Annotated in this window: 17 protein-coding genes; 4 read left to right on the top strand and 13 right to left on the bottom strand. The window is 68.6% G+C overall.

Annotated elements, in window-relative coordinates; translation table 11 throughout:
• Positions 1-2: 2 nt before the first annotated feature.
• Genes ACAG25_RS14980 through ACAG25_RS14940 form a run of 9 tightly spaced genes read right to left on the bottom strand, consistent with a single transcriptional unit; the run spans position 3 to position 8,641 of the window.
• Positions 3-1,082 (bottom strand): sulfate/molybdate ABC transporter ATP-binding protein, encoded by a 1,080-nt coding sequence (locus ACAG25_RS14980; protein WP_370489260.1) that lies wholly within the window; start codon positions 1,080-1,082, stop codon positions 3-5.
• A complete protein-coding gene (locus ACAG25_RS14975; RefSeq protein WP_370489259.1) occupies positions 1,079-1,888 on the bottom strand; it encodes an ABC transporter permease in 810 nt (269 codons plus the stop codon). The genes ACAG25_RS14980 and ACAG25_RS14975 overlap by 4 nt, the downstream gene beginning before the upstream one ends.
• Positions 1,885-2,640 (bottom strand): molybdate ABC transporter substrate-binding protein, encoded by a 756-nt coding sequence (gene modA / locus ACAG25_RS14970; protein ID WP_370489258.1) that lies wholly within the window; start codon positions 2,638-2,640, stop codon positions 1,885-1,887. Before modA ends, ACAG25_RS14975 begins: the two co-directional genes overlap by 4 nt.
• On the bottom strand, positions 2,637-3,044 hold the full coding sequence (locus ACAG25_RS14965) for a molybdopterin-binding protein (RefSeq protein WP_370489257.1): 408 nt from the start codon (positions 3,042-3,044) through the stop codon (positions 2,637-2,639). Before ACAG25_RS14965 ends, modA begins: the two co-directional genes overlap by 4 nt.
• Before the next feature lie 52 nt (positions 3,045-3,096).
• Positions 3,097-4,356, bottom strand: coding sequence for a DUF4032 domain-containing protein (locus tag ACAG25_RS14960; RefSeq protein ID WP_370489256.1), 1,260 nt, complete (start codon positions 4,354-4,356; stop codon positions 3,097-3,099).
• 10 nt (positions 4,357-4,366) lie between these two features.
• The gene (locus ACAG25_RS14955; protein WP_370489255.1) at positions 4,367-5,575 is read right to left on the bottom strand and encodes an ABC transporter ATP-binding protein; all 1,209 of its coding nucleotides are present in this window, start codon (positions 5,573-5,575) and stop codon (positions 4,367-4,369) included.
• 2 nt (positions 5,576-5,577) lie between these two features.
• Complete coding sequence (locus tag ACAG25_RS14950) at positions 5,578-6,405, bottom strand: carbohydrate ABC transporter permease (protein ID WP_370489254.1); 828 nt, start codon at positions 6,403-6,405, stop codon at positions 5,578-5,580.
• Positions 6,402-7,334, bottom strand: coding sequence for a carbohydrate ABC transporter permease (locus ACAG25_RS14945; protein WP_370489253.1), 933 nt, complete (start codon positions 7,332-7,334; stop codon positions 6,402-6,404). The genes ACAG25_RS14950 and ACAG25_RS14945 overlap by 4 nt, the downstream gene beginning before the upstream one ends.
• Positions 7,331-8,641, bottom strand: coding sequence for an extracellular solute-binding protein (locus ACAG25_RS14940; protein WP_370489252.1), 1,311 nt, complete (start codon positions 8,639-8,641; stop codon positions 7,331-7,333). The genes ACAG25_RS14945 and ACAG25_RS14940 overlap by 4 nt, the downstream gene beginning before the upstream one ends.
• Positions 8,642-8,775: 134 nt before the next feature.
• Between ACAG25_RS14940 and ACAG25_RS14935 the strand changes: the two genes are divergently transcribed.
• Both ACAG25_RS14935 and ACAG25_RS14930 read left to right on the top strand, forming a co-directional pair.
• A complete protein-coding gene (locus tag ACAG25_RS14935; RefSeq protein ID WP_370489467.1) occupies positions 8,776-10,491 on the top strand; it encodes a glycoside hydrolase family 13 protein in 1,716 nt (571 codons plus the stop codon).
• Between the two features lie 88 nt (positions 10,492-10,579).
• Positions 10,580-11,572 carry a nitroreductase family protein gene (locus tag ACAG25_RS14930; RefSeq protein WP_370489251.1) on the top strand — a complete coding sequence of 331 codons (993 nt, stop codon included), beginning with the start codon at positions 10,580-10,582 and terminating at the stop codon, positions 11,570-11,572.
• On the opposite strand, the gene ACAG25_RS14925 is transcribed toward ACAG25_RS14930, so the two are convergent.
• From ACAG25_RS14925 to ACAG25_RS14915, 3 genes are read right to left on the bottom strand one after another with little or no spacing between them, the layout of a single operon-like run.
• A complete protein-coding gene (locus ACAG25_RS14925; protein WP_370489250.1) occupies positions 11,566-12,219 on the bottom strand; it encodes a response regulator in 654 nt (217 codons plus the stop codon). The two genes, ACAG25_RS14930 and ACAG25_RS14925, sit on opposite strands and share 7 nt — an antisense overlap.
• A 25-nt stretch (positions 12,220-12,244) precedes the next feature.
• Entirely contained in the window at positions 12,245-13,051 is an 807-nt protein-coding gene (locus ACAG25_RS14920) for a universal stress protein (RefSeq protein ID WP_370489249.1), read from the bottom strand.
• Positions 13,048-14,040, bottom strand: a complete 993-nt coding sequence (locus ACAG25_RS14915) for an NAD(P)H nitroreductase (protein WP_370489248.1) — start codon at positions 14,038-14,040, stop codon at positions 13,048-13,050. Before ACAG25_RS14915 ends, ACAG25_RS14920 begins: the two co-directional genes overlap by 4 nt.
• Positions 14,041-14,113: 73 nt before the next feature.
• On the opposite strand from ACAG25_RS14915, the gene ACAG25_RS14910 reads away from it, so the two are divergent.
• Positions 14,114-15,868, top strand: coding sequence for a GAF domain-containing protein (locus tag ACAG25_RS14910; RefSeq protein WP_370489247.1), 1,755 nt, complete (start codon positions 14,114-14,116; stop codon positions 15,866-15,868).
• 370 nt (positions 15,869-16,238) lie between these two features.
• Here ACAG25_RS14910 and ACAG25_RS14905 read toward each other — a convergent pair whose 3' ends face one another.
• The gene (locus ACAG25_RS14905; RefSeq protein ID WP_370489246.1) at positions 16,239-16,679 is read right to left on the bottom strand and encodes a hypothetical protein; all 441 of its coding nucleotides are present in this window, start codon (positions 16,677-16,679) and stop codon (positions 16,239-16,241) included.
• 80 nt (positions 16,680-16,759) lie between these two features.
• On the opposite strand from ACAG25_RS14905, the gene ACAG25_RS14900 reads away from it, so the two are divergent.
• The gene (locus ACAG25_RS14900; protein WP_370489245.1) at positions 16,760-17,137 is read left to right on the top strand and encodes a hypothetical protein; all 378 of its coding nucleotides are present in this window, start codon (positions 16,760-16,762) and stop codon (positions 17,135-17,137) included.
• Positions 17,138-17,218: the final 81 nt, after the last annotated feature.

Genomic DNA, 17,218 nt, shown 5'->3' with positions numbered 1-17,218 from the left:
CGTCAGTCCGCGTCTGCGGGATGAATTGCGATTTCCTGGGCCTTCACCGCGAAGTACACCGTTTTTCCCGGGTGCAGTTCGAGATCGGCCACGGCGGCCGGGGTGACGTCGGCGGCGGGTCCGGCGGTGCCGTCGGGCAACTCGCCGCCCCGGATGCGCACCACAGACCCCTGGACGTCCATGGTTTCGATGGTCACCGCGAACACGTTGCGGGGGCTGCCGTGCGGCCGGTCGAGATGCACCGCGACCGCGCTCGGCGCGAACACCGCCACCGCCGCAGCCCCGGGATCGACCTCGCCCCGACCGGAAAGGCTGGTCTTCCACGACGTTTCCAGGATGCCTTGCGCGGTGACGGTGCCGGAGATCAGGTTGAGCCCGGCCAGACGCGCGGCGAAATCGCTGCGCGGGGTGGTCAGGACGCGACGTACCGGCCCGCTCTCCACGATCCTGCCCGCTTCGATGACGACCGCGCAGTCCGCGATCGCGAGCGCGTCGATCACGTCATGGGTGACGACGACGGCGGTTCGTTTCTGTTCGCGCAGTACCGTACGCAGCAGCCGGCGCATCGCGGGTGCCGCCGTCACGTCCAGTGCGGCCATCGGCTCGTCGAGCAGCAGCAGTTCCGGGTCGGTGGCCAGCGCCCGCGCGAGGGCGACCCGTTGGGCCTGCCCGCCCGACAACTGGGTCGGGCGCCGGTCGGCCAGGTCGGCTACCCCGACGGCCGCCAACCAGTGCTGCGCGGTGGCGCGGGCCGCCGAGCGCGGTGCGCCGGCGCAGCGCGGTCCGTAGGCGACGTTGCGGGCGACGGACATGTGGGGGAACAGCAGCGGCTGCTGGGACAACAGGGCCACACCCCGGTCATGGGGTGCAACGAAGGTGCGGGTCTCGGTGTCGGTCAGTGTCCGCGCACCCAGCTGTACCCGGCCGGCGTCGGGGCCGAGCAGTCCGGAGATGATCTGCAGCACCGTGGATTTCCCCGCCCCGTTCGGGCCGAGGACGGCAAGGACCGAGCCGTTGTGGACGGTGAAGTCCACGTCGAGTCCGCGGCGGTCCTGCCGCGCCCGGACGCGCAGCCCGTTCACAGCGCACCGGCAAGCCGTCGCCGGCCGGTGGCGAGCACCACGACGGCGGCGACCGCGATCAGCAGCACCGACAATGCGACGGCGGCGTCGGCGTCGGTCTCGCGCTGCAGGTAGATCTCCAGGGGGAGGGTGCGCGTCACCCCCTGCAGGGAGCCTGCGAAAGTTAGTGTCGCGCCGAACTCTCCGAGCGACCGCGCGAACGCCAGCACCGCTCCCGACGCCAACCCCGGCAGCACCAACGGCAGGGTCACCGTTCGCAGCACGGTCGTAGGGCGGGCACCCAGGGTGGCGGCGACCTGTTCATAGCGGGTGTCGGCCGACCGCAGCGCCCCTTCGAGGCTGACCACCAGAAACGGCAGCGACACGAAGGACTGCGCGAGCACGACGGCGGCGGTGGTGAACGCGATGCGGATGCCGAGGACGTCGAGTTCGTGCCCGAGCAGACCTTGTCGCCCGAACGTGTAGAGCAGCGCGATACCCCCGACCACCGGTGGGATGACCAAGGGGAGCAGGATCAACGGTCGCAGGTACTTCCAGCCGCCGAAGGTGCTGCGCGCCAGCACCGTGGCCATCGGCACGCCGACGGCCAGGCACACGACGGTGCTCGCCGCCGCGGTCTCGAGGCTCAACAGCAACGCTGCCCGCGAGGACTCCGAGGTGACCAACGGCACGAACTGCGGCCAGTCGATCCGCGCCAGCATCGCCACCAGTGGCAGGACCACGAAGACCGCGCCCGCCAGCGCCGGCACATAGATCCAGGCCGGCAACCCGACCGGCACCTCCCCGATGACGCGACGTCTGTTCATGGGGTGATGAAACCCGCTGCAGCGACGGCCTTTCGACCGCTCGGACCGGTGACCAGATCGACGAACCGGCGTGCATCGGTCTGGTTGTCCGATTCTGCCAGCACGGCGATCGGGTAGGTGTTGATCGCGTCCTCGGCTTCCGGGATCGGCACCGTGTGGACCGCGTCGCCGGCGGCCCGGGCGTCGGTCACATAGACCAGTCCGGCGTCGGCCTGCCCGGTCGTGACCTTGCCGAGCACGTCGGTGACCGCTGACTCCTCACTGACCGGCGTGAGCGCGACACCCGCGATCTGCTCGACCCGCTGGGTAGCTGCCCCGCACGGCACCTGCGGGGCGCACACCACCACCGCCAGGCCAGGCGCGGCGAGGTCGGCAAACGCGTTGATGTTCTTCGGGTTTGCTCGCGACGTCACGATGGTCAGGACGTTGGCGGCGAAGTCGACGGGTGCGCCCGACACGAGCCCGGCGTCGACCGCGGCGGTCATCGTCGCCGAGTCCGCGGTCGCGAGCACATCCCCGGGCGCGCCTTGGGCCAGCTGCGCGACGAGGTCCGACGAGCCGCCGAAGTTGAATGTCACGCTGGTGCCCGGGTTTTCCCGTTGAAACATCGCGCCCAGTTCGGCGAACGGCGATTTCAGCGACGCTGCGGCGAACACGGTCACGGTGCGGGTGTCCGGTTGCGGTGACGAGCACCCGGCCAGGACCGCCGTGCCGACCGTGGCCAGGGCGAACCACCGGCGCGGCGCTGTCACGACGTGCCCTCGGGGGTTTCGACGATCACGGTGGTGGCCTTGACCACCGCGACCGCGACCACACCGGGTTCGAGGCCGAGCGTCTTGACCGACTCGCTGCTCATCAACGACACCACGGTGAACGGGCCGCACTGCATCTGCACCTCGCTCATCACCCTGTCCGCGGTCACCTTCGTGACCAGGCCGACCAGTCGATTGCGGGCTGAGCTGCCCACTCCCAGCGGGTCGGGCGGCGGTGCGGCCTGCTCGCGGGCGAACTGCGCCAGGTCCTCACCCGGGATGACCTTGCGGCCCGCGTCGTCCTTGGTCGACGGCAGGGCGCCCGTATCCACCCAGCGGCGCACGGTGTCGTCGCTGACGCCGAGCAGCGCCGCGGCCTCCTTGATGCGGATCGCAGGAACCATCAGTTCGTCCGCAGATGAGGATTCATAGGGCGATACTATCCGCATTAACGGATCAATCGTCGTCGAGAACCGAGAAGGGCTCGGTCGGGATCTCCACCACCCGCAGCTGGGCGGCCGACTCGTCGGGGACGGCCTGGCGGGACAGCGCCTGCAACGCACGTTCGGTGCCGACGTCGCGCTGCGCCTGCTCGGAGAGCAGCCATCGCACCTCGAGCAGATCGCAGTACGCCTGGATCGGGGACCCGGTGGCGCCGATCGCCTGATGCGCGCGATGCATCATCGGGGTGGCAACCTCCATGAACCACAGTTGTGCGGCCGTGGACAGGTCGACGTCGTAGCCGGCTTCCCGGGACAGCTGACCGCGGTAGGCGTGCAGGTCACCGAGCAGGATGCGCGCCTGTCCCTCACCGACGCTCATCCCGGTCAGCCGCCGCAGCTCGCTGGCATGGTAGCTGCGGTCGCCGACTGTGACGTGCAGGCGCAGTTCCTCGGCGCCGGAACTGACCGGCTGCAGCGACACCTCGTCGACGGCGAAGCCCAGCTCGTTCAGCCTGCGGATGGTGCCCTCCACGCGGTAACGGTCGGTGAAGCCGAAAGTCGGCTTGGCGTGCAGCAATTCCCACAACTGCTCGTAGCGATCGCGCAGACCGAGGGCCTCCTGCAGAAAGGCCGCGTCGAGGTCGTCACGGCCGATGCTGGCCGCGACGTCGAGCAGGCCCGCGGCCACGTTCTCGACGGTGATCTCGATGTCCTGGGCGCGTTGACCGTTCGACAGTCGAGGATGGACCTCGCTGGTCTCGGCGTCGACCAGGAAGGCCTGGAGCGCCTGGCCGTCACGCATGAACAGGGTGTTGGCCAAGGAGCAGTCACCCCAGAACACGCCGTGGCGGTGCAACTCCACCAACAGGGTGGCCAACGCGTCGAACAACCGAGCCCGGTGTTTGGGCGCGTCCGGTGGTAGCCGCATGAACAGTCGGCGGTACTGCCAGGACGACTCGAGGTAGTGGGTGACCAGGATGGCCGCGTCGAAGTCGGGCTGGACCACCACTCCGGCCGGCCGAACCGCGTTGAGTCCCATGGTCTCCAGCCGGCGGAGTACGTCGTACTCGCGCGCGGCGATGCGCGGCGGGAGTTCCTTGAGCGCCCACAGCGCACCGTCGGACTCGACGAAGCGGACCAGGTGCCGGCTGGGCCCCACCGGCAGCGTGCGCAGCACCACCTCGGGCCCCGACCATTCGGCCAGAGCGCGCTCCCACGGCAGCGCGACCAGTCCCGGACGGGGGGCCCGCAGCCGCAACTCGGGAGCGGCCATCGGCCTACGCTCAGCCCGTCGGTGCGGCGTGCCGTCCGCGCGACTCGCCGACCCGGGTCAGGTTCTCTCCCGTCTGCGGATCGAACAGGTGCAGGCGACGGGCATCCAGCCACAAGGTCGCGTTGTCGCCGGCGCTGACCCGGCTCATCGGATCGAGCTCGACGACGATCTGGTCGCGCAACTGCTCGCTGTCGAGATCCTGGGCCAACTGCTCGAGTTGCCCGGAGATCTCCGCGGAGGCCTCCATCGGCACGTATGCGTACTGCTCGTTACCCAGCCACTCGGTGACGTCGATCTTGACGTCGAACGTGACGCCGCGGCTCTTCTTGTCGGCGTCGACGAACTCGGCGTCCTCGAAGGCACCCGGACGGATCCCCGCGATGTACACCGCGTCGTCCTTGCGCTCACCCAGCGCGCCACGCCATTCGTCGAGCAGGGGGATGGTGGTGAACGGCAGCTCGATCTGGTCGCCCTTCACCCGCGCCGGTACGAAGTTCATGGGCGGGGAGCCGATGAAGCCGGCCACGAACAGGTTCACGGGCTGATCGTAGAGCTCGCGTGGACTCGCAGCCTGTTGCAGCACACCCTTTTTCAGCACCGCGACGCGGTCGCCGAGGGTCATCGCCTCGGTCTGGTCGTGGGTGACGTACACCGTGGTGACGCCGAGTTTGCGCTGCAGCCGCAGGATCTCGGTGCGCATCTGTCCACGCAACTTCGCGTCCAGGTTGCTCAGCGGCTCGTCGAACAGGAACGCGTCGGCTTCGCGAACGATCGCGCGCCCCATGGCCACGCGCTGGCGCTGACCGCCGGACAGGTTGGCCGGCTTGCGATCCAGATGCTCGCCGAGCTCGAGGGTGTCGGCCGCGTCGGTGACCCGCTTGCGGATCTCGTCGTCGGAGAGCTTGCCGGCCAATCGGAGCGGGAACGCGATGTTCTCGAACACCGTGAGGTGCGGGTAGAGCGCGTAGTTCTGGAACACCATCGCGAGGTTGCGATCACGCGGGGCCTTGTCGTTGACCCGCTTGTCGCCGATCAACAGATCACCGGAGGTGATGTCGTCCAGGCCGACGATCATCCGGAGCAGGGTGGACTTGCCGCACCCCGACGGCCCGACCAGGATCATGAACTCGCCGTCGGCGATGTCGAGGCTGACGTCGTTGACGGCCGGGTAGCCGTCACCGTACTTCTTGACGATGTTGCGCAGGGTGATTGCTGCCATGGCTATCCCTTCACTGCTCCGGAGGTCAGGCCGGCGACGATGCGCCGCTGGAAGATGAGGACGAGGATGACGACCGGGATGGTCACGATGACCGACGCCGCCATGATGTAGGGCACGGGTGACTCGAAGTACGAGGCGCCCTGGAAGAACGCCAGTGCCGCGGGGACCGTGCGTGCGTTGTCGGTCGAGGTCAGCGAGATCGCGAACAGGAAATCGTTCCAGCAGAAGAAGAACGTCAGGATCGCGGTGGTGAACACCCCCGGCGCCGCCAACGGCACGATCACCTTGCGGAACGCCTGCCACTGGGTGGCGCCGTCGACCTGCGCCGCATACTCCATCTCCCACGGGATCTGGCGGAAGAACGCGGACATGGTCCAGATCGACAGCGGCAGAGCGAACGTCAGGTACGGGATGATCAACCCGAGCCACGTGTCATAGATGCCCAGGCCACGCCACATATCGAACAACGGGCCGACCAGTGCGGCCTGCGGGAACATCGCAATGGCCAGCGCCAGCGACAGCAGGATCTTCTTGCCCGGGAACTCCAACCGTGCAATGGCGTAGGCGGCGAACATCGCGATGATCACCGAGATGATCGTCGCGATGATCGCGATGCCGATCGAGTTGATCAGCGCCCGGGTGAACAGGGGCTGGCTGAAGATCTGCGCGAAGTTGTCGAGAGTGAACGTGCTCGGCAGGAACTGCGGGTTGCCGGAGACGATGTCCGACGGCGGCTTGAAGGCCAGGCTGATCATCCACAGCATCGGCGCGAAGCTGTAGATGACGATCACGATGCCGGCGATCGTCCACCACTTGGTGTTCTTGGTCACTGGTCACCCCTGACTTGCGAGAGGTCGGTTCGGAAGACCTTGATGAAGATCCACGCGATCGCGACCACCGACAGGAACAGCAGAACCGAGACCGCCGAGCCCATCCCGAGGTTGACCAATGTGACGTTCTGTCGGTACGCCAAGAACGAGATGGTCTCGGTGTTGTTCGCGCCTGCGGTCATCACATACGGGTTGTCGAAGATGCGCCAGGCATCCAGCGTGCGGAACAGCAGCGCGACCATGATGGCGGCCTTCATGTTCGGCAACGTGATCTTCCACAACCGTTGCCACGCAGTGGCGCCGTCCACCTTGGCGGCTTCCTGCATGTCCTCGGGCACCTGTACCAGACCGGCCAGCAGCAGCAGCGAGATGAACGGCGTCGTCTTCCAGATCTCGGACAGACAGATCACGAAGATGGCCGACCACCGGTCACCGAACCAGTCGAAGTCGGTCAGGTTGAGCCATTGGTTGACGAAGCCGGAGTCGATGGCGAACGCGTAGCGCCAGATGAACGCCGAAACGACGGTGACGATGCCGTAGGGGATCAGGATCGCGGTCCGCAGCGGTCCGCGCCCGCGCACGATGCGCAGCATCACGAACGCGAACCAGAAGCCCAGCACGAGTTCGATGGCGACGGTGACCACCGTGATCACCAGCGTGGTGACGAAGTCGTTCCACCAGACCGGGTCGGTGAGGATGACGCCGTAGTTGCTCAGGCCGACGAATTCGCGCCCCTCCGGGTCGGTGAGCCGGAAGTTGTAGAGACTGAGCACCAGCGCGTAGCCCAGCGGGTAGGCGGTGACCAGCAGCATCACCACATACGACGGCGCCGTCAGGTAGAGACCGAGCCGCCGTTCCCCCTTGGCCCGCTCACTGAGCGCGGACTTTCCCGGTTCCTTCTGTAGCGGCGGATCCTGCAGTGTGGTCACAGCAGCCGCCTCCCCGCCAGCACGTCAGCCATGAATTGGTCTGTCCTTTCCGGGGTTTCGGCATTCACCGAGGCCGGCGGATGCCAGGTCTGCTGTACCGCTCCGGAGATGTCGGTGTAGAACGGCGACAGCGGACGGGGTCCGCCGTCGGCGATGGATTCCCGGATCAGGTCGGCGTTCTCGTACTCCGCGCGCAGGGCAGGGTCGTCGTAGGTCGCGGCATACGGTGACGGTTCGCCCTCGTCGAGCATGTACTGCGTGGCTTTCGGTAGTGCGTTGACGCACTCGACGAACGCGACGGCCTCCTCGGGATGCTCGGTGAACGCACCGATACCGAGATTCGCACCGCCCAGCGGGGGAGCACTGGGACGGTCGGGCGCCACCCGCGGGTAGCGCGCCCAGCCGATGTCGTCGACGACTTCCTGGGGCAGCGTCCCGTCCTTGGCGGCGGTGCGCGCCGCGGCGAGCACGTAGGGCCAGTTGACCATGAACATGCCCTGGTCGGACTGGAAGTTGGCGCGGGCCTGCTCCTCGGAGGCGTTGGACATGTCGGTCGGCGCTGCGCTCGACCGGGCCAGGTTGCCGATGATCTCGGCGGTCTTGTCCCCGGCAGGGCCGGCCATCGCCGGGGTGGCGTCGCGGCCTGCTTCCACGTCCCGCAGCAGCTCCCCGCCCGCCGAGAGCATCAGGGCGTTGATCAGCACCGTGTAACCCTCGTAGCGCTGCGCCTGCACGGCGACCTTCTTGTTCTGTGCCACAGCGGCTTTGATCATCTCGTCCCACGTGAAGGTGGGTGCGGCCGGATCCACCCCGGCGGCCGCGGCGTGCGACTTGCGGTACCACAGCAGCTGAGCGTTGGACTTGTAGGGCACCCCGTAGACCTGGTCGTCCCAGGTGCCCGTCTCCACCGGAGCGGGCAGCATGCCCGCGGTCAGCCGTGCGGCTTCGTCGGCGGTGTAGGGCCTCAGGAACCCGGCGTTGGCGAACTCGGCGGTGAACACCACGTCGAGACTGACGATGTCGATCGAGGAGTCGCCGGCGGCCAGTCGACGCACCATCTGTTCGCGCTGAGCTGTCGCGGTGCTGGGGAGGGCTTCGATGCGGACCTGGTACGCGCCGCCGGAGCCGTCGGCGCATTCCTGCGCCCGTGCGACGGAGCCACCGTTGTCGGGGAGGATGTACCACGTCAGCGTCGGTGGGCCGCCCTCGCTGCCGCAACCGGACAACAGTGACGCGGCGACCAGGGGTGCGCTGGCCAGCGCGACTGCGCGACGCCGTCGCCCGCGGGCGAACAGGTTTCGTTTCATCACGTCCTCGTTTATGAAGTTTGTCCTCGTACATGACACCGTGGCCCCCGATAGGGGTCACAGGCAGCACATTCGGTACGTGTCGAGTGTGTCACACCTCACAAGGTCAGCGGAGGATCGGTCTGATGGCGCCCATGCCGGGTGGACACACCCGGGGCGGCCCGCAAGGCTGGGGGATCGGAGTCCGCGTAGAAGTCAGGAGAGTCGTGCCCGCTGCAGACACGTCGTGGTGGCAGACCGCCGTCGTCTACCAGGTCTACATCCGCAGCTTCGCCGACGGTGACGGTGACGGCATCGGGGACATCGTCGGGCTCAGGGACCGGCTGCCCTACCTGTCCGGCCTGGGGGTGGACGCGATCTGGATCAACCCGTGGTATCCGTCGCCCATGGCCGACGCCGGCTACGACGTCGCCGACTACCGGGACATCGAACCGGCCTACGGCACCCTGGCCGATGCGCAGGAGTTGATCGCCGAGGCACACCGCGTGGGCATCCGCGTGCTCCTCGACATCGTGCCCAACCACACGTCCGATCAGCACGCATGGTTCCGCGCCGCACTGGCCGACGAACCCGGAGCCCGCGAGCGTTACCACTTCCGCGCCGGTCGCGGCCCGGACGGCGCGCAACCGCCCAACAACTGGCAGAGCGTGTTCGGTGGGCCGGCCTGGACGCAGCTCGCCGATGGGTCGTGGTACCTGCACCTGTTCGCGCCGGGCCAGCCGGACCTCAACTGGGAAAACCCCGAGGTGCGTGCAGAATTCGAGGACATCCTGGCGTTCTGGTTCGACCGCGGCGTGGACGGTTTCCGCATCGACGTGGCGCACGGTCTGGTCAAGCAGGACGGGCTCCCTGACGCCGACGAGTCCGTCGACACCGCACAGTCGCTCGTCCAGGACCGCGCGGGTCACCCGGCATGGGACCAGGACGGGGTGCACGAGATCTACCGCGGGTGGCGGGCCGTGGCCGACCGCTACACCCCCGAGCGCATCTTCATCGCCGAAGCGTGGGTGGACGGCAACGAACGCCTGGCGCGCTACCTGCGTCCCGACGAACTGCACACCGCGTTCCAGTTCGATTTCCTGCGAACCCCCTGGCGCTCGACCCTGTTGCGCAAAGTGATCGACGACGCCGTGGACACCGCCGCGTCGGTCGGCGCCCCGCCCACCTGGGTGCTGTCCAATCACGACGTCACCAGGACGGTGACGCGATTCGCACGTTCTCAGCCGCCGCACCTGATCGAAACCGATTGGGAGCGCGGGCGTTGGTCCGACGAGGAACCCGACCACGAACTCGGACGCCGACGCGCCCGCGCCGCAGCCCTCGTCCAGCTCGCGCTGCCGGGGACGGCCTACATCTACCAAGGCGAGGAGCTGGCGCTCGAGGAGATCGAGGATCTGCCCGACGAGGTCCGGCAGGACCCCGCCTGGGCGCAGTCCGGGTTCACCGACGTCGGCCGGGACGGATGTCGAATCCCGTTGCCCTGGACCGAAAGTGACGTTCCCTACGGATTCGCATCGCGTCCTGAGGCGGTGACATGGCTACCGCAGCCCGCGCACTGGGCGCAGCACAGCGTGCAGGCGCAGGACCGTGATCCGGACTCGACGCTGAACCTGTACCGGCGGGCACTGCAGCTGCGACCGGCACTGTGGCGAGATGCGGGTCCGGTGTGCTGGCTCGACACCGGCGCGGACGTCGCGGTGTTCCGGCGTGGCGATCTGCAGTGCTGGGTCAACACCGGTGATCGCGACGTCGCACTGCCGGCCGAGGCGACGGTGATCCTCGCGTCGGCACCGGGCGTCGAGGACGCGTTGCCCCCCGACACCGCTGCCTGGCTACGACAGGCGCGCTGAGGAAAGGTCTTTGTGCTCTCGTCGGCGCGCGCCGGTCCACGCACCCTGAGAGGTGAACGACGAGGACTCGAAAAGGGTGGTGGCGACGATGGACGAAGAGTTCCCCGATGCCGAGACACTGCGTGCGGCGTTGGCGCTGGCCGGCAGGGCCCCATCGGTACACAATTCGCAGCCGTGGCAGTGGCGGGTGGGGGAGCAGAGCCTGCACCTGTACGCGAACCCGGATCTGCTGCTGCCGCACACCGATCCGGACGGCCGAGACCTCATGCTCAGTTGCGGGGCCGCCCTCAATCACTGTGTCGTCGCGTTGGCGGCGCTGGGGTGGCAGGCCAAGATCCGCCGTTTCCCGGATCCCGCGGACGCCAACCATCTGGCGGCATTGACCCTGTACCCCTATCCCGCCGCGGAGCTCGATGTCGCCTTGGCGGCCGCGATCCCACGCCGGCGGACCGACCGTCGCCACTTCAGCTCCTGGCCGGTGCCCGGTCGTGATATCGCGCTGATGGGTGTGCGGGCCGCGCGCGCCGGGGTCATCCTGCGCCGAATCGACGATCTCGACGCACTGCGCCACCTGGTCACCGCGGCTGCGTCGCGGCACCTCGCCGACCCCGAGTACCTGGCCGAACTGACAACCTGGAGCGGCCGCTACGCATCGCGCGCCGGGGTTCCTGCCCGTAGTGTCCCCGGCGCCAACGGCACGGGCCCGATCCCGGTGCGCTCGTTCGCCGGTGGCGTGTTGGCGCAGCCGCCGGGGGTCCGAGCCGACGAGGACAACGCCGTCGTGGTCGCGCTGGGTACCGCCGCCGACGACGCGATCTCGCGCCTGCGCGCCGGGGAGGCCGCCAGCATCGTCATGCTGACCGCCACCGCACAGGGGCTGGCCTGCTGCCCGATCACCGAGCCGCTGGAAGTGGCTGAGACCCGCGAGACCGTCCGCGCCGACGTGTTCGGGGCCGACGCGCATCCGCAGATCATGCTGCGGATCGGGTGGGCGCCGCTGAACGCCGATCCGTTACCGTCGACGCCGCGACGCGACCTCTCGGAGATCGTGACCGCGCTCGACGGCAGCCCGATCTACTGACTCGCCCCCGGGCGGCGGTCCCGGTCGAGCTTCGATACGAAGACCGCCGCCTGGGTTCGACGTTCCATCCCGAGCTTGGCCAGTAGCCGCGACACGTAGTTCTTCACCGTCTTCTCGGCGAGGAACATGCGTGCTGCGATCTGTTTGTTGGTCAATCCCTCGCCCAGGAGGTCGAGCAGAACACGTTCCTGGTCGGTCAGCCCGGACAGCGGGTCGGCGCGCTCATCATCGTTGCGAAGTTTGGACATCAGCGCCGCGGCGGCGCGGTTGTCCAGCAGGGAACGTCCCGCCCCGACCTCCTTGATCGCGCGCGCGAGCTCCATGCCTTTGATGTCCTTGACCACATAGCCGCTGGCGCCGGCCAGGATCGCGTCGAGCATCGCCTCGTCGGAGGTGAACGAGGTCAGCATCAGACAGCGCAGATCCGGCATCTGCGACAACAGATCACGACACAGCTCGATGCCGTTGCCGTCGGGTAGTCGGACATCGAGGACTGCGACGTCGGGCTGGGCGGCGGGGATCCGCGCGAGTGCTTCTGCCACCGACCCCGCCTCGCCGACGACCTCGAGATCAGGGTCGGCTCCGAGCAGGTCGATCAGGCCGCGGCGGACCACCTCGTGGTCGTCGACCAGGAACACCTTCACCATGACGACAGACCGGTCTGTATGCGGTTCACACCACCAGTATCGAACAATCGGTGTCCCGCATGGCTGCATTGCCGGGTGGGCCGACCACCTCGGTCACCCCGGCCGTGCGGTTACGGCCGATCACCAGCAGCTGGATCGTCCCGGAGTGGTGGCGCAGATAGTCCAGGGTGTCAGTGCAGCTGACCGGGCTGATGTCGAGATCGGGGTAGTCGTGCGACCACTGTGACAGCTGACGGGATCCACGGGTCGCGATCTCACCGCACACGCGCGGCGGAGCGATGAGCCGCACCGCGGCGTGTCGTCGGTGGGCCTCGGCGAGCGCCCGTCGTACGACGCTCGTGCCGGCGGAGACGTCGTGGTACTCGGCGACGACAGCGCGCTCACGTGCGCTGTGCGGGCGGTGAGCGCGCACGATCGCCACGGGACAGTGCGCTCCTGCCGACACCGCCGCCGCCGTGGAACCGATGCGTCCCCGGGTGGCATGGCGCAGGCCCCGGGCGCCCACGCAGACCATCGTGGCCGTGCGGGCCGCCTCGAGCAGCACCCGCACCGGCGATCCGTGCATGATCGCGATCTCGATGTCGACCGGTCGGTCGGCTGACTCCACGGCAGTCACGGCGTATCGCACCGCCAATTCCGCCGTGGCCAGACGGCGCGCCCGGTCCTGCGGGTCGGGCGTGCTGCTGTCCTCGGACGGTTCGATGACATAGACCAACCGCAACGGGACGCCGTCACCGACGGCGTAGTCCACCGCCCAGAGAGCAGCGTCGACCGCCGAAGGTGATCCGTCGATGCCGACAACGATGCAGGGCGCGCCATGGGACTCACTCACGGTGTGCCCCTTCGCATCTCCACGACCTCACCGATCGGGCGCCGAGGAGTGGCCGGTGGGGGTGGGTCGAGCGTGGCGACGCGCCCCACGCGGACCAGCACCTGCGGGACGACGCGGTCGTCGAGCAGTGCAGCCACGACGTCGCGTCCCGACGCCACCTCGGTGACATGGCTGACCGTGCACGTCGCCAGACCCGCGGTGGTCGCATCCAGTAGGACCGCCGAAAGTGCTTCCCCACAACGCAGTACGTTCTCGGCGGTGTCTTCGACGGTCGAGATCACCAGAATCGTCGATCGGTCCTCGCTCACCGACGGGTGCCGGCGGTGACTGGTGGTCGCCGGAAAATCCCGGCCCACATCGACGCGCCGCTGCTGATCCGAGGAGGGCAGCGCCGACACCGGGATCGCTTCCGGCGACGCGAAATCCGATGTCGCGACGTGGAGCTCGTCCTGGTAGAGCGGATCGCCGGCACGCAGGAAGTTCGCCAACCGGGATGCCTCGGCGACGGTCGGCCGGTCTTCGTCTGCCAAATGGTCGATCCTGACCGACCCGGTCTCGGCCACGGTCTCGGCGAGACCCGACAAACGGTCCCATTCGGTGGGGGCTTCCAACGGCAGCCGCTCGGTGTGCCTGAGCAGGATCGCGTCGGCTCTTCGCTTCTGGTGATCGGTGACCGCTGCGGCCGGCGTGAAGTCCACGGCGGCCAGGTGCCGGCGGTCGTTCTCATCGGGGAAGCGGCGCACCCAGGTGTCCCATCCTGCCGCCGCCATCGCGACCCGGAAGTGGTGCAGTGCGGCGCCGCAACTGATCAGGGCTTCTCCGCCCGAGGCGTCCGATCCGCGAAGTAGCCGGGCCGGATCGGCGAACAGGTCGACGCGATCGGGTGCGACGACCCAGCGCCACGGTTGGCTGTTGTGCAACGACGGTGCCCGGCACGCCAACTGCAGTGCGTCGAGAATGATCTCCGACGGGACTGAGTGGGCGGACATGACGGCCTCCTTCGCGTTCGCACCTCCACGATGCCTGCGTCGGCTGCGTATCGCCAGGGTCAATGGTCACCATATGGGCGGGTGCGCACGTCAGGTGGTGCACCATGGAGGGGTGGCGGAGACGAGCATCGAGCAGCCGAGGGGCGGGGGAGCGGAGCCCGTGCGGACCACGCTTTCCCAGCTGCGTCTGCGTGAACTGCTCACCGAGGTCCAGGACCGGGTGGAGCAGATCATCAAAGGCCGCGACCGGGTCGAAGGGCTGGTGGAAGCCATGCTGGCCGTCACCTCCGGTCTGGAGCTCGACCGCACGTTGCGCACCATCGTGCACACCGCCATCGAGCTCGTCGACGCCCAGTACGGGGCATTGGGCGTACGCGGTGACGGGCATGAACTCGTCGAGTTCATCTACGAGGGCATCGACGAGGCCACCAGCGAGCTGATCGGGCACCTGCCCGAGGGTCGCGGAGTCCTGGGTGTGCTGATGGATCAGCCCAAAGCCATTCGCCTCGAAGATATCTCGTGCCACGACGCATCGGTCGGCTTCCCGCCGAATCACCCCCCGATGCGGACATTCCTCGGTGTGCCGGTACGGATCCGCGACGAGATCTTCGGAAACCTCTACCTGACCGACAAGCGCGACGGTCAGCAGTTCAGCGAAGACGACGAGGTGCTCGTGCAGGCGTTGGCCGCGGCCGCCGGGATCGCCATCGACAATGCGCGCCTGTACGACCAGGCGCGTCGTCGGCAGTCCTGGATCGAGGCGACCCGCGACATCGGCACCGACCTGTTGTCCGGCACCGATCCCGCCGGCGTCTTTCGTTCGGTGGCCGAGAAGGTGCAGGAACTCAGCGGAGCCAAGGCCACCCTCGTGGCGATTCCCGCCGATCCCGACACGAACGACCGGGAAGTCACCGAGCTTTCCGTCGTCGCTGCCGCCGGCGACGTCGACAGTGCGTTCCCCCAACGGATCCCGGTGTCGGGGAACGCGGTGGGTGAGGCGTTCGTCGGGGGAGTCTCAGGACGGTTCGGGACTTTCGATGTCGGCGCCGGTACCGGCGGTGGCCCCGCCCTGGTCCTACCGTTGCGGGCCACCGATTCGGTGGCGGGTGTGCTGATCGCGATGAGACCGGTTGGTGCTCAACTCTTTCAGGCTGAGGAGTTGGACATGATGTCGGCCTTCGCCGACCAGGCGACTCTGGCATGGCAGCTGGCCAGCGCCCAACACCGGATGCGAGAGATGAGCGTCCTCAGCGACCGGGACCGGATCGCCCGCGATCTGCACGACCACGTCATCCAGCGTCTGTTCGCCGTCGGTCTGTCGCTGCAGGGGACAGTCGCGCGAGCGCGGTCCGATGAGGTCCGGGAACGGCTCTCCGCGTGCGTCGATGACCTTCAGGACGTGATCCAGGAAATCCGCACCACGATCTTCGACCTGCACGGTGGCTCCTCCGGGGTGACGCGGTTGCGTCAGCGCCTCGACGCCGCGATCGCCGACTTCGCCGGAGCGGACCTCAAGACGTCGGTGCAGTACGTCGGGCCGCTGTCGGTTGTCGACGCGACGCTGGCCGACCACGCCGAAGCCGTGGTGCGCGAAGCCGTCAGCAACGTCGTCCGCCACGCGGGTGCGTCGATGCTGAGTGTCGTGGTGACCGTCGACGACGATCTGACCGTTCAGGTTTCGGACAACGGGTGCGGGGTGGCGGAGAACGTCACCGTCAGCGGTCTGGACAACCTGCGACGCAGAGCCGAGGACGTCGGCGGCGTCTTCGAACTGCGCCCCAACGGCGAGGGCGGAACCACGCTCGAGTGGCGCGCACCCCTGCCCTGAGACACTCCCAAAAGCACATCCGTGTAATTTTGCGCTGACAGCGTTTCCCCAGGTCACCGGCCTTCGCCTATGACGGGACAGCTTCTCCTTCGCAACAGGTTGGTAACGCCCAAATTGTCGCGCCGGTGTTTTCACAAATTGTCGGTTCAGTAAGCCCAGTAAGCGGAAGCGATTCGCACAGCACGACGCAGAAGGACTGGGAGCACATGTCACGGACCAAGAAGGGCATCGTCGTTGTCATGATGGGCAGCGCGGGGATGTTCTTGAGTGCCCCGATGCTGAGCCCGTTGGCAACTGCAGCGCCGACCCGTGGCGGAGTTCCGTGCGTGGGCATCCTGCAGCAAATGGTCTCCCGGCCGGCCGACATCCCTCAGGCATTGCAGCAGGCAGCTACGTCTCTGACTGCGGGACCGAGGGAGCCGGCACCCCCGGTGGTGATCCCGCCGGCAACCAACTCGCGCGCGGGGACTCCGCCGGTGCCCCCGCGTCCGCCGGCCTCGACGTCCACGCCGGTCCGCGCCGCAACGCCCCCGGTGCCCGGCGGCCCGGGCACCCCCGCCTCGACCACCACCGGCGGCGGTGTGCCGCCCACGCCGCCCGTCCCCGGAGGCCCGTCCGCCACGACGGTCAACGCGGGATCGCCGCCGGTACCCGGTGTCCCGGGTGGTCCCGTGGGGACTCCCGTGGGGAATCCTGCGCCGCCGGCTCCGCCGGCGCCCGGGTTGCCTACCGTCGGCCAGGCGGGAACGGCGCTTCCGCCGCTGCCACCGGCTCCCGGTGGTCCCGCCGCCGTGCCCGTCGGAGTGGTCACCCCGCCGGCGCCGCCCGCCCCCGGTGGTCCCGCCGCCGTGCCCGTCGGAGCGGTCGCCCCGCCGGCGCCGCCAGCCCCAGGTGGCGCCGCCGCCGTGCCTGCTGCGGTACCTGCGCCTCCTGCGCCGGGCGTTCCCGGAGCGCCTGTGGTCGGTCAGGCCGGCGCCGCCGGAGCCCCGGGCGCCCCGGCTCCCGGCGCCCCAGTCGCCGCGGCCGCCGGAGACGCGGCACCTGGCGGTGGAATCGGTGCCGGTGGTGACGCCGCCGGCGCAGGTGCGGCCGGTGCCCCCGTGGAGGGCGCGTCAGGTGCGGTTCCTCCGGCCGGTGCCCCGGTTGTCGGCGAGGCCGGAGCCGTCCCACCTGCTCCGGGCGCACCGATCGCGGCTGCCGCCGGTGATGTCGCTCCGCCTGCGCCGCCGGCTCCTGGTGTGCCGGTTGAGGGTTCGGCTGGTGGTGTGACGCCGCCTGCGCCGCCGGCTCCTGGTGTGCCGGTTGAGGGTTCGGCTGGTGGTGTGACGCCGCCTGCGCCGCCGGCTCCTG

Source organism: Mycobacterium sp. pV006 (genome assembly GCF_041287115.1).
Taxonomy (GTDB): Bacteria; Actinomycetota; Actinomycetes; order Mycobacteriales; family Mycobacteriaceae; genus Mycobacterium.
The sequence above is the reverse complement of the archived record's forward strand: the minus strand, read 5'-3'. Positions and strand labels throughout refer to the sequence as shown.

Coding starts and splice junctions, on each gene's coding strand:
- ACAG25_RS14930 (WP_370489251.1), top strand. CDS start 10,580: ATGGACGAAGAGTTCCCCGATGCCGAGACACTGCGTGCGGCGTTGGCG.
- ACAG25_RS14915 (WP_370489248.1), bottom strand. CDS start 14,040: ATGTCCGCCCACTCAGTCCCGTCGGAGATCATTCTCGACGCACTGCAG.
- ACAG25_RS14975 (WP_370489259.1), bottom strand. CDS start 1,888: ATGAACAGACGTCGCGTCATCGGGGAGGTGCCGGTCGGGTTGCCGGCC.
- ACAG25_RS14955 (WP_370489255.1), bottom strand. CDS start 5,575: ATGGCAGCAATCACCCTGCGCAACATCGTCAAGAAGTACGGTGACGGC.
- ACAG25_RS14965 (WP_370489257.1), bottom strand. CDS start 3,044: ATGGTTCCTGCGATCCGCATCAAGGAGGCCGCGGCGCTGCTCGGCGTC.
- ACAG25_RS14910 (WP_370489247.1), top strand. CDS start 14,114: ATGGGCGGGTGCGCACGTCAGGTGGTGCACCATGGAGGGGTGGCGGAG.
- ACAG25_RS14960 (WP_370489256.1), bottom strand. CDS start 4,356: ATGGCCGCTCCCGAGTTGCGGCTGCGGGCCCCCCGTCCGGGACTGGTC.
- ACAG25_RS14925 (WP_370489250.1), bottom strand. CDS start 12,219: ATGGTGAAGGTGTTCCTGGTCGACGACCACGAGGTGGTCCGCCGCGGC.
- ACAG25_RS14935 (WP_370489467.1), top strand. CDS start 8,776: ATGCCGGGTGGACACACCCGGGGCGGCCCGCAAGGCTGGGGGATCGGA.
- ACAG25_RS14940 (WP_370489252.1), bottom strand. CDS start 8,641: ATGAAACGAAACCTGTTCGCCCGCGGGCGACGGCGTCGCGCAGTCGCG.